Below are 21,740 nucleotides of genomic sequence, written 5' to 3' on the forward strand. Positions count from 1 at the left end.
AGGACCACCATGTCAGAGGACATTCTCGAGCGTCGTAAGCAGTTGCTGCAGCGCCGATTGCGCGAAAACGCCGTCAAGGCCGACGCGCCCGCCCCGGTGCGTACCCGCGTCAGCGGCGAGCCGAGTCCGCTGTCGGACGCCCAGCGCCGCATGTGGTTCGTGCAGCGCCTCGAACCGGCCGACACCACGCTGAACGTCTGCGTCGCCTACCGGCTGACCGGAGCGCTGGACGCCGAGCGGTTGCGCGCGGCCTGCGCCACCGTCCTGGCCCGCCACGAGGTGCTGCGCACCACCTACGGCGTCGACGCGGACGGTGAGCCGTTCCAGGTGTCCCGCGATGACGTCGAATTGCCCTGGCAGGAACACGATCTGAGCGCGCTGCCGGAGGCGAGCCGGAACCTGCGGGTCGAGGTGCTGGCGCGCCGCGAGTTCGCGCGCCCCTTCGACCTGACCACCGACCTGCCGCTGCGCGCGACCTTGGCGCGCACCGCGGCCGACGAGCACGTGCTGATCCTCGTCGTGCACCACGTCGGCTGGGACGACGACTCGTGGCCGGTGTTCTTCGCCGAGGTCAACGCCGCCTACCGCGGCGCGGACCTGCCCGAACCGCGCGCCCAGTACATCGATGTCGAGGTCGGCGCGGACGGTGGCTCGGATGCCGATCTGGCCTGGTGGCGCGAGACGTTGACGCCGTTGCCCGAGCGCCTCGAACTGCCGAGCAAAGCGGCGGTGGCCACCCCGTCCAAGAACGCCGACAAGCGCACGAGGCCCCTCGCGCCGGAACTGATGGCGCGAGTCGTCGAGCTCGCGCGCGAGCACTCGGCCACGCCGTTCACGGTGCTGCTCGCCGCGTTCGAGGCGCTGGTCCACCGGTACACCGCCGCGACCGATTTCCTCGTCTCGGTGCCCGTCGTCAACCGGCGCGCGGGCGCGGAAAGCCTCATCGGCTACTTCGGCAACGCCGTGCTGGTCCGCGCGGACCTGGACAGCTCCGCCGATTTCGCCACGCTGCTGGAGCAGACCCGCGCCGCGTGCGTCGGCGCGTTCGGCCACCAGGGCGTGGGCATCGACCGCGTGGTCCGCGAGGTCGGCCCGGAGCGCGTCGCGGGTCGCGACGCCATGGCGCAGCTGGTGCAGCTCAGCTTCAGCGTGCGCGGCGAGGCCAACGGCTTCGACCTGGCTGGTGTCGAATCCGCCGAACTGCCGCTGGGCAGCGGCGTGGCCCAGGAGGAACTGGGCCTGATGGTGGTGCTCGACAGCGCGGGCGCGCGGGTCGAGGCGACCTATCTGGTCGACGTGCTGGACGAGCACCTGGTCGCCCAATTCCTCGACCACTACGTGCAATTGCTCGACAGCGCGCTGCGGGATCCCCGGCTTCGCCTGCGCGACATCGACATTCTCGGCGACGCCGACCGCGCCGAGCTGCTGGCCGCCTCGCACGGCCCGCTCGTCGAGACGCCCGTGACCACCCTGGTCGCCGTGCTCGAAGAGCGCGTCGCCGCGGCGCCACACCATGTCGCGGTGGTCTCCGACGACGTCGAGCTGACCTTCGACGCGCTGAACCGGCGCGCGAACCGGTTGGCGCACTGGATGATCGGCTTCGGTGTCGGCGCGGAGGACATCGTCGCGCTGCGCATGGCGACCTCCGTCGAGTTCATCGTCGCGTCCATCGCGGTGCTCAAGGCGGGCGCGGCCTACCTGCCGATCGACCCTGCCTACCCGGCCGACCGCATCGAGTACCTGCTCTCGGACGCCGAGCCCGAGCTCGTGCTCGACGCCGACGCACTCGCCGACGCCGAAGGCAAGGCCGCCGACCGTTCCGAGGCCGACCCGTCCGACAGCGATCGCCGATCGCCGCTGCGCCCGTCGAACAGCGCCTACGTCATCTACACCTCGGGCTCCACCGGCAAGCCCAAGGGCGTTCCGGTGCCGCACGACGCCATCGCCGAGCACCTGGCCTGCTTCAACGCCGAATGGGACCTGACGCCGCAGGACCGGGTGTTGCAGTCCACCTCGGTGAGCTTCGACGCCTCGCTGATGGACATCTTCGTCACGCTCGCGGCGGGCGCGCGGGTCGTGGTGCCCAAGCCGAACGCCTACCGCGACATTCCGTACGTCGCGGATCTGGTTACCCGCCACGGCATCTCGGTGCTGCACATGGTGCCCTCGATGCTGGCCACCTTCCTGGTGCTGCCGGAGGTCAACGACTGGCGCACGCTGCGCCACGTGCCCGTCGGCGGCGAGGCGCTGCCGGGCGAGGTCGCCGACCGGTTCGCCACCCAGTTCGACGCGGAACTGCGCAACCACTACGGCCCCACCGAGGCCGTGGTCTGCTCGACCCACATGCCGGTCGACGGACCGCAGGGCACCGGCATCGTGCCGATCGGCGTACCGAACCAGAACGTCTACCTCTACCTGCTGGACGAGGCGCTGCAGCTGGTGCCCGACGGTGTCGTCGGCGAGATCTACCTCGGCGGCCGCCAGCTGGCCCGCGGCTACCTGCATCGGCCCGGCCTGAGCGCCGAGCGTTTCGTCGCCGACCCGTTCCTGCCCGGCGAAAGGCTCTACCGCACCGGTGATCTCGCGCGACGCAACGCGCACGGCGAGATCGAGTTCGTCGGCCGCGCGGACGAGCAGGTCAAGGTGCGCGGGCATCGCATCGAGCTCGGCGAGGTCGAAGCCACCGTCACCGATCATCCCGGTGTCGCGCACTGCGTCGTGATCGTCACCGAGCACGAGTCGCTCGGCCCGATCCTGGCCGGATACGTGGTGCCCCAGCCGGGCGTCGAACTCGACCTGGACGTCGTGCGGGCGTTCGTCGGCGCGCGCCTGCCGGAGTACATGGTGCCCGCGGCGCTCACCGTCATCGACGAGGTGCCGCTGACCGCGCACGGCAAGCTGGACAAGCGCGCCCTGCCGACCCCCGAGCTCGCGGTGGCGCGTAGCTACCGGGAACCGAAGACGCCCACCGAGATTCGCGTCGCCGCGTTGTACGCCACCCTGTTCAACCAGGACCGCATCGGCGCCGACGACTCGTTCTTCGAACTCGGCGGCCATTCGCTGCTGGCCGCCCGCCTGATCACCATGATCCGCGCCGAGTTCGGCATCGAGATCGACATGCGCGTGCCGTTCGACAAGCCGACCGTCGCGGGGCTCGCGGCTCACCTGGTCGCCTCGTTCCTCGACGAATTCGGTATCGACCTGGACGAACTCGGCGAGACCGAGGCATCGGACGCCGATCAGGCCGTCGCCGAGGCGCGCGGTTCGCGGCCCGAACTGGTGCGCAGGGAGCGGCCCGAGCACATCCCGCTGTCGTACTCGCAGCGCGCGTACTGGTTGCAGCGGCGCATGGAGGGCTCGATCGACGGCGAGAACGTCACCTACCCGATCCGGTTCGACGGACCGATCGATCGCGCCGCGCTGTTCGCCGCGATCGATGACGTGGTGGCCAGGCACGAATCGCTGCGCACCACGTTCCCCGAGCACGAGGGCACGCCGTACCAGCTCGTGCATCCCATCGCGCACGTAGAGGTCCCGGTCCTCGACCTGAACGGTGACGAGGCGAAGCTCGACGAGGAACTCACGACCGACGCCGATTACGTGTTCGACCTGCAGGCCGAGCCGCTGCTGCGCCTGCGGCTGCTCGTGCTGGACGAGCGGACCACCGTGCTGTCGATCCTGATGCACCACATCATCGCCGACCGCAGGTCCTGCCAGATCTTCGTCGACGATCTCACCGCCGCCTACCGCGCTCGCGTGCGCGGAGCCGCCCCTGAGTGGTCCGAATTGCCCATCCAGTTCGCCGATTTCGCCATGTGGCAGCGCGAGATGTTCGATCGCGGAGCGGATCGCGAGGTCAGCGCCGCGGGTCAGGCACAGCTGGACTACTGGCGCGAGGCGTTGGCCGGGCTGCCGGACGAGATCGCCGTCGGACACGACCGCCCGCGTCCGCAAGTGCTGGGCCGCAATGGCATCGGCACCGCGCGCACGGTGCCCGCCGCGATCTGGGAGAAGGCCAGGGCCAGGGCCGAGGAGGCCGGGGCCACCGAGTTCATGCTGTGCCAGGCCGTCAGCGCGGTGGTGCTGAACGCGCTCGGCGCGGGCGACGATCTGGCCATCGGCGCCGCGGTCGCCAACCGCATCGGCGAGGCGACCGACGACCTGATCGGCCTGTTCGCCAATGTCGTCGTGCTGCGCAACGACGTCTCGGGCGATCCGACCCCGCGGGTCGTGCTGGACCGGGTACGCGATTCGGCGCTGGACGCGATCAGCAAGCAGGGTGTGCCCTTCGAGCGGCTGGTGGAGACCATCAACCCGGCGCGCTCGCTGGCCCGCAACCCGCTGTTCCAGGTGATGATGCACTTCCGGCACCGGCAGGCGCCCGTCGCGTTCAGCGAGGACGGGGCGACGACGCTGAAGGGCATCGCCAAGTTCTACGACGTGTCGTTCATGGACTTCCATTTCGACTACACCGTGGACATCACCGGCGACCTGATCGCGCGCGTCGTGGTCAACCCCGACCTGTACGAGGCCGCGACCGGCGAGGTCTTCGCCGACGTGCTTGCCAAGGTGTTCGAGGCCTTCGCCGAACAGCCGGACCGGGCGCTCACCGAACTGGACGTGCTGCCCGCCGAATGGGACAGGGCCCGTTCGGTGGTGCACATGACGCCCGCGTCCGCGCGGTCCACCGGCGGCGAAAGCGAAGCGCCGCAGACCGATACCGAGCGCACCCTGATCGCCATCCTGGAGGAACTGCTGGAGATCACCGACGTCGGCCGCGACGACGGCTTCTTCGGGCTCGGTGGTGACAGCGTCATCGCCATCCAGTGGGCGGCCCGGGCGGGCGAGGCGGGTCTGCCGCTGACTCCGCAGCTGGTGTTCGAGTACTTCACCATCGCCGAACTGGCCGCCGCCGTGGACGAGGCCGCCGCCAACCCGCCCGCCGAGAGCGAGGACGAGCACCGGCACGAGGCGATGTCGGTGTCCGGCCTCGATCAGGACGCCCTCGCGGCGCTCCAGAGTTCCTGGGCGGCGCAGAACTGACGCGCACCGGTCGGCCGGTTTCCCATCGGCCGACCGGATGCCCGCTGCGGCCGGTTGGCGCGCCTCCGACCAGGCGGTACGGTCGGTGGCGATGACCTCGACCTCCACCTCGATCCTCGTTCCGATTCTCGTGGTCACGACCGCGATCATCGGCGCACGGTGGATTCTGCTCCGCGACAACATGATCGACCGGTTGCTCAACCGTGCGCTGGCCTGGAGCGTCAGCGGGGTGTTCGCGTACGGCGGTGCGGTATGGCTGGGATTCGCCGAACTCGCGCCACTGGCGTTCATCACCAGCGGATTGCTCGCCATGGCCAACGTCTACGCGCTGGCTCGGCTGCTCGACAGCGGCGACACCGAGAACGCGCCGCGCAGACTGCGGACCTACCATGCGGTCGCCGTAGCGGCATCGGGCGTCGCGATCGTCGCGGAGTCGCCGATCGGCAGCGCGCTCTCCATCGATCGGATAGTCGATTGGTCCGCGGTGCTCTGGGTGGGCTCCGACGTCATGATCGCGGTGTCGGTGGTGTTGATCGCCAGGGCGTGTGTGCGCGAGCTGCGGGGCTTCGTCGGCACCGTGCGGGAAAGACTGACCTACACAAGTCTGCTGCTGCTCGCTTGCATCTCCGGGGTGCTGACCGTCGTCGCGGTGGTCGACATCGTGGCGGGCAGACCGCCCGCCGAACCGCGCGCGGCGGGTGGCGTCGCCGCGTTCGTCAGTCTGCTGCTCTATGCCGTGCTCCTGGCCGTGCCGCTGGTCAACGTGGTCCTCGAGCGACTGGGATTGGACAGGGCCGGTCGCGACTGCCGTCGGTTGCGTCCGATGTGGCTCGACCTCACGACCGCGGTACCGGGAGTGGTTCTGGATCAGGCACTGCCGCAGGCGGACTCGCTCGCGCGGCGTTACCGCATGATGGTCGAGATCTCGGACGCGCTGCTGCACCTCAGAAAACTGGATACGGAATCGTCCCGCGTCCTGGACGGGGCGCTCGCCCGAAACACGCCCGCGATGGCGCGGACAGCCTTGCCCGACATCGGCGACGGACCCGGCGAAGGGCAGCGTGCCGTGGAACTCCAGATGCTGCTCGAGCTGGCCCGCGCATGGCCCGCCCTTCGCACGGACGTCGTCCGGCCGTCAGCGTGATGAGCGGGCATCGGATCGACAGAGGCGCGTTCACGGTGCCGGGTAGGTGTTCGGCGTGAGCGGCGCGGCGCCGATGTGGTTGATGGTGCCGGTGTTCCTGATGCAGGCATCCGTCACCCTCGGCCGCTGGCTGCTGGTGAATGACACGCGCGCCGACCGGCTCATCAACCGGGCGTTGACTTTCAGCGCGGTGTGCGTGCTCTCGGCGCTCGTGGACACCGATCTCGGCGCCGACGGTTGGTCGAGCAAGGTCTTCCTCGTCTGCGGTGCGCTGGCGTTGGCCAGCGTGTACGGGCTGGCCGAGCTGTTCGACGGCGCCGACCCGGCGCTGGTCCGTCGCAGGCAGTGGGCTTACGACGTGCTCGCGGTGAGCGGTGCGGTGTCGCTGCTGCTCGGTGACGGTCTGGCCGCGCCGGCGACGTGGTGGCGCACCGCCCTCTGGGTCGCGATCTTCCAACTGCCGATGGCCGCGGCCGGGGTGCGCACCGTGCGCGCGTGTCTGCGCGAAATGCCGCGCACCCGTTCGCGGCTGGAGCGGATCGCGTACTCGGCGCTGCTGGCTACCGCCGCCTATTGGTGCGCCGCAGCGCTTTTCGCCTCCGCGACGTCGGTACTCGACGGCGTCGCCTATCCGACGCAGTGGACCGTGGCCTCGTGCCTGGTCTACCTGTTCGTCGCCATCCTCTCGGCCATTCCGCTGGCCCGAGCATTCGGTGCGCGCAGCGGACTCGATCGCACCGGGCGGGAGCTACGCACCTTGCAGCCGTTCTGGCGGGATCTCACGGCCGCTGTTCCGGAAGTCGTGCTTCGTCCCGCGGCGGGACGGATCACCGAACCGGACTCGCGGCTCTACCGCATGGTGGTCGAGACCAGGGATGCGCTACAGCACCTGCGGATGTACATGCCGCGGGACGGCTCCGGTGAGCCTGGTATCGCGGCCTACGCGCGCCGGATCTCGCAAGCCGTCGACGCCAAGGCGGCCGGAGCCGCGCCGTCCGTGGAAGCGGCGGCGCGGGAGATTCCTTACGCGGGACAGGATTTGGACGCCGAACTCGGCTACCTGCTCGAGCTGGCCAGGGCCTGGCCGGGCGTGCTCAGCGAGCCTTCGCGGGCGAACCGACGATGACGCTGCCGACGTTGCACTCCTCCAGCTCGTTCACGCCCGCGGCGGAGACGAACGCGGCCGTGTCGCTGAAGCCCTGCGCGCACGCGCCGAGACCCATCGCGGTGGCCGCGAGGTACACCGTCTGCATGAGCACGCCGACGTGCTTGAGGATGCTCGCGTAGGCGACCTGCTCGTAGGTCCACATGACCCGCCCGGAGCGCGCGGCCATCGCCAGCACCAGCTGCGGTTCGCCGCCGTCGACCAGGGTGGCCGAGGTGGAGCGGATCAGCTTCTGCACGGCGGGCGAGTCGACGGGAGCGACGGGACGCAGCACGTGGTCGAACGAATCATAGTGGTACATCCCGGGTTCCAGGCCCGCGACGTTGCGCACGATCGGGTACAGCTCCAGCTCGTAGACACTGCCGCCCGACGGATACGGGCGCGAGGTGAGCTCCTCGCCCTCGGCGACCTGCCGGACCGAACGGGTGCGCGCGGTGCGGTAGAGCAGCTCGGCGAGCTGGTCGATCGTCATCGGCGCGGCGTCGTCGAAATCGCGGCAGGAGACCCGGTCTTCGAGCACGTCGGTGAGGCTGGGGTCGGCGATGCGCAGCTTGTCCAGGTCCGGCTTCGCCAGCGGGACCGGGGTACCCGGGTAGTTCGGCTTGCGCGCGGGCGGCTGCGGGAAGGACGGCTTGCCCCACTTGGTCGGGCCGAAGTGCTCCCAGGTGATGGTGCGCGGGCCGAGCGTGCTGCGGCGGTGGAACCACAGGTCCGGCGCGCTCCAGCTGCGGGTGGTGAACTCGCGCTCCTCGGCCGCCGGATCGGCCACCAGGAAACCGCACCAGTGCAGGTCGTCGGCGAGCTGAGACTTGATCGCGATGGGCAGCGTGGAATCGGCCGCGCCGGGCCCGTCCAGCAGGGCGAGCAGGCGCGGGTCGTGGATGCGCAGATCACACCAGGCCAGCGGATGCTCCAGCACGAAGCCCTGCGAGTCGCGGTGCAGCACCGCGAATTTCGACAGCGTCGCCGACCAGGGCAGCGCCGCCTTCGGCCGAGCGGGCGGGTTGGCGAACGGCCGGATCGTGTAGAGATCCCGGCCGCCGTCGCGCACGGTGACCGACAGCCAGCCGCCGTCGGTCAGCCGCTCGACAAGCTCGCCGACGTCGGCCCCGCCGCCGGTGCCCGCCATCTCACCGAGTGTCGACGGGCCCTGGTTCAGCGTCTTCAGTGCCTGCACCTGGGCCGCGCCGAGGTTGGTGAGCTTCTGGTTGTTGGGCGGGTTCAGCAGCACCGCACCCGTCGGCACGGTCACGCAGGTGACGCCGTCGCGCAGGGCGAACCGGGTCTGGTCGGGATAGATGACGGCGGACACCGGGAAACTCCTCTTACTTCTCGCGTCTTCGCTTACTTCGCGGCGTTGGCCAGCGCGGGCGACAGCTTGTCCAGGATGAACGGGATGGACAGCACGGTCGGTTGGTTCACCGCGGTGATCTCCTGCGTGGTGAGGAAGACGACGGAGTCCTTCTTCACCGCGGGCAGCTCCGCGTAACCGGGCAGCTGGCGCCACTTCTCGTCCATACCGGCCGAGTAGCCCGCGAGCAGCAGGTCGGCGGTGAGCTCGTTGATGCGCTCCGGAGACAGCGCGACGCGGCCCTGGTTGGCGGGCAGGTCGGCGAGGTTCTTCGGGACGCCGAGGCCGAGCTGGGCGAACACCTTGGCCGAACCGTCGTTCGGGTCGTTGAGCACCATCAGCTGGGTCATGCTGGCCAGCCACGTGCTCGCGAAGGTCTTGCCCTTCAGGCCCGGGTTGGCGGTGGTGATGCCCGCGATCTTGTCGTCGACGCCCGCGATGAGCTTGGTGGCTTCGTCCTGCTTGTGCAGCACCTTGCCGAGCGTGGTCACCAGATCCTGCCAGGGCGTGATGATTTCCTTGCTCAGGCCGGGCAGGGTCGGGGCGACCTTGGAGAACTCGTCGTAGTTCTTCTGATCGGCGATGAAGGAGTCGGCCAGGATCAGGTCCGGTTCCAGCGCGGCGACCTGTTCGGCCAGGTTGCCGGTGGTGCTCAGCGGCTTCGCGGACTCGCCCATCTTCGGCTGCCACGGCGGCGCGCCCTTGCCGAGCACGGCGACGTTGTCGATGTAGGCGGCGGGCGTCACGCCGAGCGCGATACTGGTGTCGAGCCACTGGTTGCCGAGCACGACGATCTTCTCCGGAACCCCGGTGATGGTGGTCTCGCCCCTGACGTGGCTGACGGTGATCGACTCGCCGTCGCCACCCGCCGCGTCGCCCGACGATCCACACGCGGTGACGCCGAGGGCCATGGCGCCGGCCAACACGGCCACCGCCGCCCGCGCCCACCCACGGGACGCCCGAACAGACCTCATCGTTGAACCCTCCTTCACCGAGGAACTCCTCGACCGGCCCTCCCGAGCCACCAGAACAAGTCAGCCAAGCCTAACCTATCCATATCTCGCCTACGCCCCAGGTTGGATAGCGATATGCCGACGCTTCGGCTCAGTACGCTGCTGCCATGACCATGGAGCCGCCGGAGCGGCTGCCACACGAGATGACCGAAGAGCAGTACCGTCGGCTGCCGGAGAACATCGCCCGCGCTGTATCTGGTGGTTTCACTCGACACCAAGTACGAGATCGAAGAGGTACGCGAATTCCGTCTCGACGCGCACGCCGGGGAGTACCGGTTGCACCGGCTGCACCGGGAAGGATTCCTCGAGCTGGAGCACGTCGTCGTCGGTGAAATCGGCTTCGCCGACCTGGTTCGCTAGGAGACAGACCGGCCGGGTCGCTCCATGCTGCTGGCGGCGTAGGGTGCTGGCGTGAGTACTGTGCCGCTCGCGGTCGTGGTGGCGGTGTCCGTGTTCCTCGCCGCGATCGTCGGGGGGCGTTGGTTCCTGGTGAACGAGTTGCTGATCGATCGGCTGATCAACGCGACGTTGAGCTGGGATCTGGCGGCGATCGTGCTGTACGAGATCGCGAGCGTGCTCGGCATGCGCGATCTGGGGGAGCGGTTGTTCCTCGGAATCGGCGCCATGACGCTGGCCTACGCGTACGGGTTCGCCAGGCTGCTCGACGGTATGGACTCCGCGACGCTGCGATACCGGCAGCGGCAGTACAACAGGGTCGGTGTCGCGACGGGAGCGGTCATCCTGTTGGGTCCGGCACTGGTCGATCTGCTCGGCTGGCCGCTGGGCAGCCCCGCCGCCCAGAACCGGGTGATCTGGACGGCGGGCAGTTTCGTCGCCATCAGTTGCGGAGCGCTGATCGCCAGGGCGTGCGTGCGGGAACTGCGCACACCCGATCCGACCGCGCGGGAGCGTTGGGCGTACTTCGCTCTGCTCGCCTTCGGGCTGTACTGCTGCTTCGCCTCGGGCGTCGGGGCGCTCCGCATCATCGCGGGCATGCGGACCATCGAACCCGGCTTGCCCTGGGCGGTAGCCACTTTCGTGATGCTTGCGGTGGTGACGGCGTTGATCGCGATCCCACTGCTCAGCGCCGTGCTGGTGCGCAGCGGGCTCGATCGCGACGGCCGCGCGTGCAGGCGGTTGCGTCCGCTGTGGTGCGATCTCACCGCGGCCGTCCCGGAAATCGTGTTGCTGCCGGACGATTCGCATCGCGGCGAGCCGATGTCGCGGCTGTATCGGATGACGGTCGAGATCCAGGACGCGCTGATGCACCTGCGCCCGTACGAGCCCGCGCCGTCGGACGACCCGGGCACGGACGCCTACGCCAGGCGAATCGCGCACGCCGTTCGAGCGAGGACTTCCGGCGTGCCGCCGCGCGCACGCGACGGCACGCACACCGGCACCGCCCAAGCACTCGGGACCGACTACCGCGCAACGGGCCTGCCCGAACTGCTCCGGCTCGCGAAGGCGTGGCCGAAAGAGGGAGTTCGGGTCACGGGGTGACCTGTTCCTGGCGAGTTTCGGCGCGCAGGCCGATGGACACGATGTCCGACGGTTGGTCGAGTTCGATGCGGTGCCAACGGTTTCGCGGAACGACGAAGGCGGTGCCCGCGGAGAGCGGGATCATGGTTTCGGGATCGCCGGGGCGCTCGGGGCGCAGGTAGAGGCAGAATCCGCCGGAGAGGCAGCAGACGGCCTCCGCGCTGGACGGATGGATTTCCCAGTGGTCGGCGTGGACGTCGGCGTCGGTCTCCACGTGGAAGGCCGCCAGCTGCCAGCCGCCGGAGTCGTCGGCCATGCGGCGAGGGCCCGTGCCGACGCTGCCATCGGGGCGGAATTGGAGGGCGCGGGTGAACAGGTCGATCGTTGTCACAGAGATTCCCTTCATCGGTTCGCCTCGGAAAGCTCTTCCGAGAGTGCGGTTTCCAGTGGATTCGCAGATCGGCGGGCCGCGGGTAGCGCGAAGGCCGCGACGACCGCCGCCGCGACGAAGAGCAGGGCGGCCACGGCCAGCCCGAGCGCGTACCCGTCGTTGAGGCCGACCGGGTCCATCCGTTCGCCGGTCCGGGTGGCGGCGAGGGTGGCCAGCGCGGCGACACCGATGCTGCCGCCGAGCTGCCGCGCGCTGTTGAACACGCCGGACGCCATCCCCGCCTCGGCCCGCGCGACGCCCATCGTCGCGGCCGCGGCCACCGGCGCCAGGCACAACCCGAGCCCGAACCCGCCGATCAGCGACGGACCGAGCACATCGGCGAGGAAGCCGCCGTCCGGACTGATCAGCGCGAACCACCCGATGCCGACCGCCGCGATCGCGCCGCCCGCGATCAGCGCGCCGCGCGGCGACCGACGCGCACCGAGCTTGGTGGCCACCACCGTGCCCGCGACGACCGCGAGCGAGAACGGCACGAACGCCGCGCCCGCCGCGCCCGCGCTCATCCCGAGCACCTGCTGGAGATACAGCGACGTGAGGTAGAAGGCCGCGAATTGCCCTGCGCTGGCCAGGAATACGAACAGATTGGCACCGCTCACCCAGCGGTTGGCGAACAACCCGATGCGCAGCAGCGGGTCCGCCGCTCGCGTTTCCCGGCCGACGAACGCGGCTAGCGCCACCGCCGCGGCCGCCAGTGTCACGCCGGTGGTCGCCGAGAGCCAGCCGTGGCGTTCGGTGCCGATCACGCCGAGCACCAGCAGACCGACACCGCCGGTGGCCAGCACCGCACCGACCATGTCCAGCCGCTTCGCCGCACCGCCGGCCGCGTCGGCCGCGACGCCCGCCAGCACCGCGCCCACGGCGATGACCACGATCGGCACGTTGATCAACATCACCCAGCGCCAGCTCAGGTATTCGGTGAGCAGCCCGCCGACCAGCACGCCCATCGCGCCGCCCGCCGCGTTCACCGCGCCCCACACGCCGAGCGCCCGAACCCTGGCGGGCCCTTCGGCGAAGGTGGTGGTGAGAGTCGCGAGTGCGGCGGGTGCGACGGCGGCGGCCGCGACGCCCTGAATCGCCCGGGCCGCGACCAATTCCCACGGAGCCTGCGCGAAACCACCTGCCAGCGAGGCGATCCCGAAGACGACGAGCCCGCCGAGAAAGAGCCTGCGCCGCCCGAACACATCGGCGGCCTTGCCGCCCAGCAGCAGGAAACCGCCGAAGGTCAGCGCGTAGACGTGCACCACCCACGCCAGATCGAGCGGCGCGAACCCGAGACCGGCCCGGATCGCGGGCAGCGCCACATTCACCACCGCCATGTCCAACGCGACCATGAACTGCGCGACGGCGACCGCCGTCAACGCCATGTTCGGTCGCTGATTCGAGTTTTTATACACGTATAAAAACTAACCGCGCGGCGGATCTCTGTCCATACCTTCGTGAACGGCGCACCGCGCCGACGCCTTCGGCGCACGGCTTACCCCGGGCCCGCGTTCTGCCGCCGTGGGCGAAGATGGACGCATGCCCCCTTCGTCTTCGCAGCGCGAACCGTCCGGAGCGCGCGCCGCAGCACGACGCGAGCCGTCCGGTGCGCGTGCGCAGGCTGCCGGAGTCGAGCGGTTGGGCGAACCTGCCCAGGCGGCCGCCATCGAGCCCTCCGGTGAGCGCGCGCAGGCGACCGGCGGCGAGCAGTCGGGCAAGCGGGTGGAAGCAACCGCCATCGAGCCGTCGGGTGAGCGTGCGGAGGTTGCCGCCGCCGAGGACTTGGGTGAGCGTGCGCGGTCGACCGGCAACGAGCGGTCGGGCACGCGGACGCGGTCTGGTGAGCGGACATCCTCGGACCGCCGCACCGGCCGACCCGCGCGCATCTCCCGCGCGGAGATCGTCGCCGCCGCGCACAAGGTGCTCGACGCGGAGGGCGTCGAGAAGCTGACGATGCGCAGGCTCGCCACCGAACTCGGCTGCACGCCGATGGCGCTCTACCACCACGTGCGCGACAAGGACGACCTGCTGCGCATGCTGCTGAACGACTACGCCGACCAGGTCACCTGGCCGGACCTCCCCGACGATCCGAAACAGCGAATCCTGCTCGCCGCCACCGCGATGCACGACGTGCTCGCCGCGCGGCCGTGGATCGTCGAGGTGCTCACCGGCGGCGATCTGTTCGGTCTGTCGGCGCTGTGGGTCAGCGAGAACATCATCGACGCCGCCGTCGACGCGGGCCTGTCCCTCGACCGCGCGGCGCACGCCTACCGCGCCATCTGGCACTACACCGCGGGCGAAATCCTCATCCGTGGCAACGCCGTTCGGCGCGCGGCCGACGAGCGGCCCACCTTCCGCGACCAGGTCTTCGCCGACCTCGACCCCGAAACACTGCCGCGCTTGGCCGAACTCGGCCCACGGTGGGCCGCCCTCAGCGCCACCGACACCTACGCCGACGGCCTGCGCGCCCTCGTCGACGGCTTACTCGCGCCACGATCGGACCCGCGCTGAAGCCGTCGACGGCAAACCTCCGGCCGAATGCCGTTGCGTCCTAGAGGCTGACCCGCTGGTCCGGCGGCAGGAACAGCTCGTCGCCTTCCTTCACCTCGAAGGTGGTGTAGAACTCCGAGATGTTGCGCACCACCTGGTTGCAGCGGAATTCGTTGGGGGCGTGCGTGTCCTGAAGACGGGAGATGGCGGCCTCCTCGGTCTGCTTCTCCCGCCAGGTGCGCGCGTGCGAGAAGAACATCTCGCGGTAGTCGGGCGCGACGCCCTCACGTTCCGCGGCGATCCGGTAGGCGGCCAGTGCGATCTGCAGGCCGCGCAGGTCGGCCAGGTTCTCGCCGACCGTCAGCTTGCCGTCCACCTTGTATTTGGGGTCCATACCCTCGGGCACCAGACCGTCGTACTGCGCGATGGCCTGATCGGTCTTGGTCTTGAACGCGGCCAGATCCTCCGGGGTCCACCAGTCGCGGCGGTTGCCGTCGCCGTCGTACTTGGCGCCCTGATCGTCGAAGCCGTGCCCGATCTCGTGGCCGATGGTGGCGCCGACCGCGCCGTAGTTCACCGCGGTGGTCGCATCCTTGTCGAAGTTCGGCGGCTGCAAATACGCGGCGGGAAAGGCGATCTCGTTGTTGGTGGGGGAGTAGTAGGCGTTCACCGTCTGCGGCGACATCGCCCACTCGGCCTTGTCGACCGGGGTGCCGAGGCGCTCGAAGGCACGCTTCGACTCGAAGACGTTGACCGCGCGCAGCGATTCGATCAGCTTGCCCCTGGTGATCTTCAGCTCCGAATAGTCGACCCACTTGTCCGGATAGCCGATCTTGACCGTGATCTTGGCGAGCTTGGCCAGCGCGGCCTCCCGGGTGGGCTGCGACATCCAGGCCGAATTGGTGAAGTCGTTCCGGTAGGCGGCCATCAGGTCGTCGACCATCTCCTGCGCGCGCCGCTTCGCCTCCGGCGGGAAGTGCTCGTCCACGTACAGCTTGCCGAGCTGCTCGCCGAGATAGTCGTCGACCACGCCCACCGCCGACTTCCACAACTCCGGCCGCTCCTCCAGCCCGCCGAGCACCTTCCCGACGAAGTCGAACCGCGCGTCGGCGATGGCCTTGGGCAGGAAGCGCGCGTAGGCGTGGGTGACGTGCACGCGCAGGTACTCCCGCCACTGCGCGATATCCACCTCGGCCCACAGCTGCCCGGCCGCGGTGACGAACGACGGCTGGCCGACAACGATCTTCTCGAACAGCGATCGAGGCCGGTCGGTGTTGCCCGTCATCCACTGGTCCCAGTCGAATTGCGGTGCTAGAGCGGTCATTTCGTTCCAGCTCAGCAGGTTGTAGGTGGCGTCGGTGTCGCGCGCGCGCACGCGGTCCCAGTGGGCCGCCGCGATCCTGGTCTCCAGGTCGAGCACCCGCTGGGCCAGCCCCGCCGGATCAGGGAACCCAGCGCCCTCGGCCATCTTCTCCAGGTAGAGCTTGTAGCCCGCGATCCTGGCGGCGAACTCGGGCTTGCGGTATTCCTGTTCGCCGAGCGTCAGGCCGGACTGCCATATGGTGGCGATGTAGGCGTTGGAATCCTTGCGATCGGTGCCGATGTTGATACCGATCAGGCCGCCGATCGGCAGCTCGGCCATCACCTTGGCCAGCTCGGACTTGGTCGCCGCGCCGTCGATCTTCGCGAAGAGGTCCGCCAGCGGGCTCATGCCGAGCCGCTCGATCTGCTCCAGGTCGAGCCGGGCGTCGTACAGATCCCGGATCTGCTGCGCCTCGGAACCGGGCTCCGGGTTCTCGATGCGCTCGATGATGGCGCGCAGCTGTTCGGTGGTGCGGTCGACCGCCTCGCTGATCGCACCGACCTCGGACTTGTCCGGCGGTAGCTGGTAGTCGCGCAGCCACGCGCCGTTGACGTGCCGGTACAGGTCGTCCTGCGGCCGGATCAGCGGGTCGGCGCCGCCCATGTCGACACCGGTCAGCTGTACGGTGTTCGCGTTGCCGTCGTTCGAGCAGGACGCCAGCAGCGCCGCGGCGGGAGCGGCGACGCCGAGCGCGACCAGGAAGGCGCGACGGTCCAGCTGGACCCGACGACCGGTTGATGTCACGTGAATCCTCTCCCCGATGCGGTCCACGCCCGCACGTTGTGATCGATGGCGACGTTCGTTCGGCCGAGGCTACCGGCGCGGCGGGTCGCGGGCACGGATTCCTCGCCGAGCGGCCCCGATTTGGGAACGACCTGGGGATTCCCCTACACTAGACCGGTTGCCTGCGGGAGCTGTGCCCGCATCCTGGCCGCGAACCCCCAGTGGTGGCTCCGAGTTCTTGCTCAGACCGTACGAAACCGCTGGCAGGCGCGCGTTCGGGTGGTGACACGACCATGCCCGTCGGGTCGGCAATCCGGCGTGCGTATACGTCCAGGTCAAGGAGGCTGAAGTGATTCAGCAGGAGTCGCGACTGCGCGTCGCCGACAACACGGGTGCGAAGGAAATCCTCTGCATCCGCGTTCTCGGTGGTTCGTCGCGTCGCTATGCCGGTATCGGCGACATCATCGTCGCCACCGTGAAGGACGCCATCCCCGGCGGCAACGTCAAGCGTGGTGACGTGGTGAAGGCCGTCGTCGTGCGCACCGTCAAGGAGCGTCGTCGTCCGGACGGTTCCTACATCAAGTTCGACGAGAACGCCGCCGTGCTCATCAAGGCGGACAACGATCCGCGCGGCACCCGCATCTTCGGCCCGGTCGGCCGTGAGCTGCGCGACAAGAAGTTCATGAAGATCGTCTCGCTGGCTCCGGAGGTGCTCTGACATGAAGGTGCACAAGGGCGACACCGTGCTCGTCGTCTCGGGTAAGGACAAGGGCGCCAAGGGCAAGGTCATCCAGGCCTACCCGGCGACCAACAAGGTCCTCGTCGAGGGCGTGAACCGGATCAAGAAGCACGTCGCGAACTCCGCCACCCAGCGCGGCGCCTCCTCGGGCGGCATCGTGACCCAGGAAGCTCCCATCCACGTGTCGAACGTGATGGTCGTCGACTCCGACGGCAAGCCGACCCGCATCGGCTACCGGACCGACGAGAACGGCAAGCGGGTCCGGATCTCCCGTAAGAACGGGAAGGACATCTGACATGACCACCTCTGAGAAGACCCAGCCGCGCCTGAAGCAGCGCTACCGCGCCGAGATCAAGGACGCGCTGAACAGCGAGTTCAACTACGCCAACGTGATGCAGATCCCGGGCGTGGTCAAGGTCGTCGTGAACATGGGTGTCGGCGACGCCGCCCGCGACGCCAAGCTGATCAACGGCGCCGTCGAGGACCTGGCCCTGATCACCGGTCAGAAGCCGCAGATCCGCAAGGCGACCAAGTCCATCGCGCAGTTCAAGCTGCGTGAGGGCATGCCGATCGGCGCGAAGGTCACCCTGCGCGGCGACCGCATGTGGGAGTTCCTGGATCGCCTGGTCTCCATCGCGCTGCCCCGTATCCGCGACTTCCGCGGCCTGTCGCCGAAGCAGTTCGACGGCAACGGCAACTACACGTTCGGTCTGAGCGAGCAGTCGATGTTCCACGAGATCGACGTGGACAAGATCGACCGCCCGCGCGGTATGGACATCACCGTGGTCACCACGGCGACCAACAACGAAGAAGGCCGTGCCCTGCTGAAGCACCTCGGCTTCCCGTTCAAGGAGAACTGAGCCATGGCTAAGAAAGCACTGGTCAACAAGGCCAACGCCAAGCCGAAGTTCGCGGTGCGCGCCTACACCCGCTGCCAGCGTTGCGGCCGCCCGCACGCCGTCTACCGCAAGTTCGGCCTGTGCCGCGTGTGCCTGCGCGAAATGGCGCACCGCGGCGAGCTGCCGGGCGTGCACAAGAGCTCCTGGTGAGGCCGCGCTCCTGGTGAGGCCGCGCTCCTGGTGAGCGCGCACGCATAACGCAACAAGGGCACGGACTCCCAGCGAGTCCGTGCCCTTGTGCGTTCCAAGACGCGGCGAAGCGATAGCTACCGCGCTCCTTACTGATGCCGTCGGTCGCCGCCTCCTGGTAGTGAGCTCGCGGTCTGGGGCTTCGTTACCCGGGCAGTGCGTCCGTGGCCATCCTGGGCGCGGGTGCCGCGCCCGCGATGGCGGCCCCGGCTCCGGTGGCGCCGCAGGCCGCACCGGTCGCCGATTCCGGTTCCTCGGGCACCGGCTCCGCGGCCCTCGACCTTCCGCTGGGTCTGCTCGAGCTGTTGATGTGTGGTCCGTGGGGCAGTACGCAGCAGCACCCGAACCCTGCTTGCCGCTGAGCGTCGGCCACGTGAGGCGAAAGCGCCAGCCGGACAACGGCACGCGAACCTCGGATTTCAGCCGCCCGATGCCCCGCCGCCCGACTCGCTAGAAGGCGGTCGGTGCGGCGAGCCCGGGGGACGGACTCTGAACTTTCGCCCACGGCGAGGGCGCGGGCTTGGAGGCTTTGAGCTGGCGCGAGGCGATAGGCGCAGCTTGAAGCGGGCTCTGATGCTGAAACTCGGTCTGCTCTAGCGGTAGCCGCAGGTGATCGCGAGCGGGGCGGTCCGATTGCGCCCTGGCCGGTGCTGTGACGGGTCGCCGACCCCGATTTTGTCCTGGTCAGCCCATTGCCTACACTAGAGCGGTTGCCTGGGCACCTCCATGTCCGCATGTGTACCGATCCGGGCGATACGTACCCCGCCGGTCGGCAGTTGCCGACCGGACCAGCCGAATTGTTGTAGGCCCACCATCGGCGCGCTCTCGAGTGCGCGGGTGCTGTATGGGAACCGCAGCGAGAAAGGTGTCGAGGTCGAACTATGACCATGACTGATCCGATCGCAGACTTCCTGACCCGTCTGCGCAACGCCAACTCGGCGTACCACGATCAGGTGAAGGCTCCGCACTCGAAGCTCAAGGCGAACATCGCCGAGATCCTCAAGCGCGAGGGTTACATCGCCGACTACCGGACCGAGGACGCGCAGGTGGGCAAGACGCTCATCGTCGACCTCAAGTACGGCCCGAGCCGTGAGCGCAGCCTCGCCGGCGTGCGCCGCGTCTCCAAGCCCGGTCTGCGTGTGTACGCGAAATCCACCAACCTGCCCAAGGTCCTGGGCGGCCTCGGCGTGGCGATCATCTCCACGTCGCAGGGTCTGCTGACCGACAAGCAGGCGGCACAGAGCGGCGTGGGCGGCGAAGTCCTCGCTTACGTCTGGTAAGGGAGGTCAGGACAATGTCGCGCATTGGTAAGAAGCCCATCGCAATCCCGTCCGGTGTCGAGGTGAACATCGACGGCCAGAACGTGTCGGTGAAGGGTCCCAAGGGCACCCTGTCGCACGTGGTCGCCGAGCCGATCACCGTCGCCCGCGGCGAAGACGGCCAGCTCGAGGTCGTCCGCCCGAACGACGAGCGCCGCAACCGCTCGCTGCACGGCCTGACCCGTACGCTGATCTCGAACATGATCGAGGGCGTGACCAAGGGCTACGAGAAGAAGATGGAAATCTTCGGCGTCGGTTACCGCGTGCAGGCCAAGGGCTCGAACCTCGAGTTCGCGCTCGGCTACAGCCACCCGGTGCCCGTCGAGGCTCCCGAGGGCATCACCTTCGCGGTGGAATCGCCCACCAAGTTCTCCGTGTCCGGAATCGACAAGCAGAAGGTCGGCCAGATTTCGGCGGTCATCCACGGCCTGCGCAAGCCCGACCCGTACAAGGGCAAGGGCATCCGCTACGCAGGCGAGGTCGTTCGCCGCAAGGTCGGAAAGACGGGTAAGTGATCATGGCGCAAACCGAAAACCAGAAGGCCAAGCGCATCCCGCTGGGCAAGGACTCCTCGACCCAGCGTCGTCTGTCGAAGACGCGTCGTCACTTCCGCCTGCGCAAGAAGGTCGCCGGTACCACCGAGCGTCCGCGCCTGGTGGTCAACCGCTCCTCGCGCCACCTGCACGCGCAGCTCATCGACGACTCGCTCGGCAAGACCATCGCCGCCGCGTCCTCGATCGAGGCCGACGTGCGCGCGGTGGAGGGCGACAAGACCGCCAAGGGCAAGAAGGTCGGCGAGCTGATCGCCGCCCGTGCCAAGGCTGCCGGTGTCGAGGCCGTCGTGTTCGACCGTGGCGGCCACGACTACCACGGCCGCATCGCCGCTCTGGCCGATGCCGCTCGCGAAGGCGGGTTGAAGTTCTGATGATGAAGATTGCGAACGGAAGGAACGTCTGATGCCGGGACGTCAGCGGCGTGACGGCGGAAACGGACCCGCCGGACAGAATGGCAGCAACCCCGAGGGCGGCCGCGGCGATCGTCGCGGTGGCGATCGTCGCGGTGGCGGCGACCGTCGGGACAACGCGGCCGAGAAGAACCAGCTCGAGCGCGTCGTCGCGATCAACCGCGTCTCCAAGGTCGTGAAGGGTGGTCGTCGCTTCAGCTTCACCGCCCTCGTGATCGTCGGTGACGGTAACGGTCTGGTCGGCGTCGGCTACGGCAAGGCCAAGGAAGTTCCCGCGGCCATCCAGAAGGGTGTCGAGGAGGCTCGCAAGGGCTTCTTCCGCGTCCCGATGATCGGCTCGACCATCACCCACCCGGTTCAGGGTGAGGCGGCGGCCGGCGTGGTCATGCTGCGCCCGGCTTCCCCCGGTACCGGTGTGATCGCCGGTGGCGCGGCTCGTGCCGTGCTGGAATGCGCTGGCATTCACGACATTCTGGCCAAGTCGCTCGGTAGCGACAACGCGATCAACGTCGTGCACGCGACGGTTGCCGCGCTCAAGCAGCTGCAGCGTCCGGAAGAGGTCGCGGCCCGTCGTGGCCTGCCCCTCGAGGACGTCGCTCCGGCGGGCATGCTGCGTGCGCGTGCGGGACAGGGAGCCTGACAATGGCAGATCTCAAGGTGACCCAGATCAAGAGTTCGATCGGCGCCAAGCAGAATCAGCGCGACAGCCTGCGGACCCTCGGTCTGCGTGGCATTCGCAAGTCCGTCGTGCGTGAGGACAACGCCCAGAACCGCGGGCTGATCAACGTCGTGCGCCACCTCGTGACAGTTGAGGAGGTCTGACATGACCATCAAGTTGCACCACCTGCGTCCGGCTCCCGGGGCCAAGACCGAGAAGACCCGTGTGGGTCGCGGTGAGGGCTCCAAGGGCAAGACCGCGGGCCGTGGTACCAAGGGCACCAAGGCTCGCAAGAACGTCCCCGCCGCCTTCGAGGGTGGGCAGATGCCGCTGCACATGCGGCTGCCCAAGCTCAAGGGCTTCACGAACCGGTTCCGTACCGAGTACCAGGTCGTGAACGTCGGCAAGATCGCCGAGCTGTTCCCGCAGGGCGGGGAGATCGGCAAGGCCGAGCTGGTTGCCGCGGGCGCTGTCCGCAAGAACCAGCTGGTCAAGGTTCTCGGCGATGGCGAGATCGGCGTCGCGGTCCAGGTGACCGTCGACAAGGTGACCGGCGCCGCCAAGGAGAAGATCACCGCCGCCGGTGGCACTGTCACCGAGCTGGGCTGACGGTACTCTGACAAGCAGTGGCACCGGACGAGTGACGAGCTCGTCCGGTGCCACTGTTAGAGTTCAATTGTTGTCTGCCAAGCCACGTCATGGTTTTCGGCGTCCCCCTGTCCGCCAGGGAATCGGGCAAAGCTGAAACAGCCATGTCATGACCATGTCGTT

The 21,740-nt window shown here is 68.7% G+C and carries 22 protein-coding genes; 17 read left to right on the forward strand and 5 right to left on the reverse strand.

The window, feature by feature from the left end:
- Positions 1 to 9: 9 nt before the first annotated feature.
- From T333_RS06965 to T333_RS06975, 3 genes are all read left to right on the forward strand, one after another.
- Positions 10 to 5,043, forward strand: coding sequence for an amino acid adenylation domain-containing protein (locus T333_RS06965; protein WP_496423951.1), 5,034 nt, complete (start codon positions 10 to 12; stop codon positions 5,041 to 5,043).
- Positions 5,044 to 5,134: 91 nt separating this feature from the next.
- Positions 5,135 to 6,187, forward strand: coding sequence for a DUF6545 domain-containing protein (locus T333_RS06970; RefSeq protein ID WP_496423952.1), 1,053 nt, complete (start codon positions 5,135 to 5,137; stop codon positions 6,185 to 6,187).
- A gap of 55 nt (positions 6,188 to 6,242) precedes the next feature.
- Positions 6,243 to 7,313: an MAB_1171c family putative transporter gene (locus T333_RS06975; protein WP_496423953.1), complete on the forward strand. Its 1,071-nt coding sequence runs from the start codon at positions 6,243 to 6,245 to the stop codon at positions 7,311 to 7,313.
- Here T333_RS06975 and T333_RS06980 read toward each other — a convergent pair.
- Together T333_RS06980 and T333_RS06985 are read right to left on the reverse strand one after the other, a co-directional pair.
- Positions 7,282 to 8,664, reverse strand: coding sequence for a SagB family peptide dehydrogenase (locus T333_RS06980; protein WP_355000155.1), 1,383 nt, complete (start codon positions 8,662 to 8,664; stop codon positions 7,282 to 7,284). The genes T333_RS06975 and T333_RS06980 overlap by 32 nt on opposite strands.
- A 32-nt stretch (positions 8,665 to 8,696) precedes the next feature.
- Positions 8,697 to 9,677, reverse strand: a complete 981-nt coding sequence (locus T333_RS06985; protein ID WP_355000154.1) for an ABC transporter substrate-binding protein — start codon at positions 9,675 to 9,677, stop codon at positions 8,697 to 8,699.
- 237 nt (positions 9,678 to 9,914) lie between these two features.
- Here T333_RS06985 and T333_RS06990 point away from each other — a divergent pair, with 237 nt between their 5' ends.
- Positions 9,915 to 10,076 (forward strand): hypothetical protein, encoded by a 162-nt coding sequence (locus T333_RS06990; RefSeq protein WP_355000153.1) that lies wholly within the window; start codon positions 9,915 to 9,917, stop codon positions 10,074 to 10,076.
- 51 nt (positions 10,077 to 10,127) lie between these two features.
- The gene (locus T333_RS06995) at positions 10,128 to 11,216 is read left to right on the forward strand and encodes a DUF6545 domain-containing protein (protein WP_496423954.1); all 1,089 of its coding nucleotides are present in this window, start codon (positions 10,128 to 10,130) and stop codon (positions 11,214 to 11,216) included.
- Here the strand turns inward: T333_RS06995 and T333_RS07000 are convergent.
- Positions 11,206 to 11,586, reverse strand: a complete 381-nt coding sequence (locus tag T333_RS07000; RefSeq protein WP_496423955.1) for a cupin — start codon at positions 11,584 to 11,586, stop codon at positions 11,206 to 11,208. The two genes, T333_RS06995 and T333_RS07000, sit on opposite strands and share 11 nt — an antisense overlap.
- 11 nt (positions 11,587 to 11,597) lie before the next feature.
- Positions 11,598 to 13,010, reverse strand: coding sequence for an MFS transporter (locus T333_RS07005; RefSeq protein WP_496423956.1), 1,413 nt, complete (start codon positions 13,008 to 13,010; stop codon positions 11,598 to 11,600).
- Positions 13,011 to 13,164: 154 nt separating this feature from the next.
- On the opposite strand from T333_RS07005, the gene T333_RS07010 reads away from it, so the two are divergent.
- On the forward strand, positions 13,165 to 14,136 hold the full coding sequence (locus T333_RS07010; protein ID WP_496423957.1) for a TetR/AcrR family transcriptional regulator: 972 nt from the start codon (positions 13,165 to 13,167) through the stop codon (positions 14,134 to 14,136).
- Positions 14,137 to 14,176: 40 nt separating this feature from the next.
- On the opposite strand, the gene T333_RS07015 is transcribed toward T333_RS07010, so the two are convergent.
- On the reverse strand, positions 14,177 to 16,222 hold the full coding sequence (locus T333_RS07015; protein WP_496423958.1) for a M13 family metallopeptidase: 2,046 nt from the start codon (positions 16,220 to 16,222) through the stop codon (positions 14,177 to 14,179).
- A 328-nt stretch (positions 16,223 to 16,550) separates the two neighbouring features.
- Between T333_RS07015 and rplN the strand changes: the two genes are divergently transcribed.
- The 11 genes from rplN to rplO all read left to right on the forward strand — a co-directional run bounded on the left by rplN (position 16,551) and on the right by rplO (position 21,578).
- Positions 16,551 to 16,919, forward strand: coding sequence for a 50S ribosomal protein L14 (gene rplN, locus T333_RS07020; RefSeq protein WP_014981702.1), 369 nt, complete (start codon positions 16,551 to 16,553; stop codon positions 16,917 to 16,919).
- 1 nt (position 16,920) lies between these two features.
- Positions 16,921 to 17,235, forward strand: a complete 315-nt coding sequence (gene rplX, locus T333_RS07025) for a 50S ribosomal protein L24 (protein ID WP_067785240.1) — start codon at positions 16,921 to 16,923, stop codon at positions 17,233 to 17,235.
- 1 nt (position 17,236) lies between these two features.
- Entirely contained in the window at positions 17,237 to 17,800 is a 564-nt protein-coding gene (gene rplE, locus T333_RS07030; protein WP_067785237.1) for a 50S ribosomal protein L5, read from the forward strand.
- 3 nt (positions 17,801 to 17,803) lie between these two features.
- Complete coding sequence (locus T333_RS07035) at positions 17,804 to 17,989, forward strand: type Z 30S ribosomal protein S14 (protein WP_014981705.1); 186 nt, start codon at positions 17,804 to 17,806, stop codon at positions 17,987 to 17,989.
- A gap of 203 nt (positions 17,990 to 18,192) precedes the next feature.
- Positions 18,193 to 18,390 carry a hypothetical protein gene (locus T333_RS07040; protein ID WP_355000147.1) on the forward strand — a complete coding sequence of 66 codons (198 nt, stop codon included), beginning with the start codon at positions 18,193 to 18,195 and terminating at the stop codon, positions 18,388 to 18,390.
- Between the two features lie 519 nt (positions 18,391 to 18,909).
- Positions 18,910 to 19,308 (forward strand): 30S ribosomal protein S8, encoded by a 399-nt coding sequence (gene rpsH, locus T333_RS07045; protein WP_067785212.1) that lies wholly within the window; start codon positions 18,910 to 18,912, stop codon positions 19,306 to 19,308.
- A 14-nt stretch (positions 19,309 to 19,322) separates the two neighbouring features.
- Positions 19,323 to 19,862, forward strand: a complete 540-nt coding sequence (gene rplF, locus T333_RS07050; protein ID WP_141807368.1) for a 50S ribosomal protein L6 — start codon at positions 19,323 to 19,325, stop codon at positions 19,860 to 19,862.
- Between the two features lie 2 nt (positions 19,863 to 19,864).
- Entirely contained in the window at positions 19,865 to 20,272 is a 408-nt protein-coding gene (gene rplR / locus T333_RS07055) for a 50S ribosomal protein L18 (protein ID WP_355000145.1), read from the forward strand.
- Positions 20,273 to 20,303: 31 nt separating this feature from the next.
- The gene (rpsE, locus tag T333_RS07060) at positions 20,304 to 20,951 is read left to right on the forward strand and encodes a 30S ribosomal protein S5 (protein ID WP_067785204.1); all 648 of its coding nucleotides are present in this window, start codon (positions 20,304 to 20,306) and stop codon (positions 20,949 to 20,951) included.
- 2 nt (positions 20,952 to 20,953) lie between these two features.
- Complete coding sequence (rpmD, locus tag T333_RS07065; RefSeq protein WP_014349110.1) at positions 20,954 to 21,133, forward strand: 50S ribosomal protein L30; 180 nt, start codon at positions 20,954 to 20,956, stop codon at positions 21,131 to 21,133.
- A gap of 1 nt (position 21,134) precedes the next feature.
- Entirely contained in the window at positions 21,135 to 21,578 is a 444-nt protein-coding gene (gene rplO / locus T333_RS07070) for a 50S ribosomal protein L15 (RefSeq protein ID WP_067833562.1), read from the forward strand.
- Positions 21,579 to 21,740 lie beyond the last annotated feature (162 nt).

The organism is Nocardia sp. CNS-044, assembly GCF_059570515.1.

Coding starts and splice junctions, on each gene's coding strand:
- rpsE (WP_067785204.1), top strand. CDS start 20,304: ATGCCGGGACGTCAGCGGCGTGACGGCGGAAACGGACCCGCCGGACAG.
- T333_RS07035 (WP_014981705.1), top strand. CDS start 17,804: ATGGCTAAGAAAGCACTGGTCAACAAGGCCAACGCCAAGCCGAAGTTC.
- T333_RS07005 (WP_496423956.1), bottom strand. CDS start 13,010: ATGGCGTTGACGGCGGTCGCCGTCGCGCAGTTCATGGTCGCGTTGGAC.
- rplO (WP_067833562.1), top strand. CDS start 21,135: ATGACCATCAAGTTGCACCACCTGCGTCCGGCTCCCGGGGCCAAGACC.
- rplE (WP_067785237.1), top strand. CDS start 17,237: ATGACCACCTCTGAGAAGACCCAGCCGCGCCTGAAGCAGCGCTACCGC.
- rplR (WP_355000145.1), top strand. CDS start 19,865: ATGGCGCAAACCGAAAACCAGAAGGCCAAGCGCATCCCGCTGGGCAAG.
- T333_RS07010 (WP_496423957.1), top strand. CDS start 13,165: ATGCCCCCTTCGTCTTCGCAGCGCGAACCGTCCGGAGCGCGCGCCGCA.
- T333_RS06965 (WP_496423951.1), top strand. CDS start 10: ATGTCAGAGGACATTCTCGAGCGTCGTAAGCAGTTGCTGCAGCGCCGA.
- rplF (WP_141807368.1), top strand. CDS start 19,323: ATGTCGCGCATTGGTAAGAAGCCCATCGCAATCCCGTCCGGTGTCGAG.
- rpmD (WP_014349110.1), top strand. CDS start 20,954: ATGGCAGATCTCAAGGTGACCCAGATCAAGAGTTCGATCGGCGCCAAG.
- rpsH (WP_067785212.1), top strand. CDS start 18,910: ATGACCATGACTGATCCGATCGCAGACTTCCTGACCCGTCTGCGCAAC.
- rplX (WP_067785240.1), top strand. CDS start 16,921: ATGAAGGTGCACAAGGGCGACACCGTGCTCGTCGTCTCGGGTAAGGAC.
- T333_RS06970 (WP_496423952.1), top strand. CDS start 5,135: ATGACCTCGACCTCCACCTCGATCCTCGTTCCGATTCTCGTGGTCACG.
- T333_RS06985 (WP_355000154.1), bottom strand. CDS start 9,677: ATGAGGTCTGTTCGGGCGTCCCGTGGGTGGGCGCGGGCGGCGGTGGCC.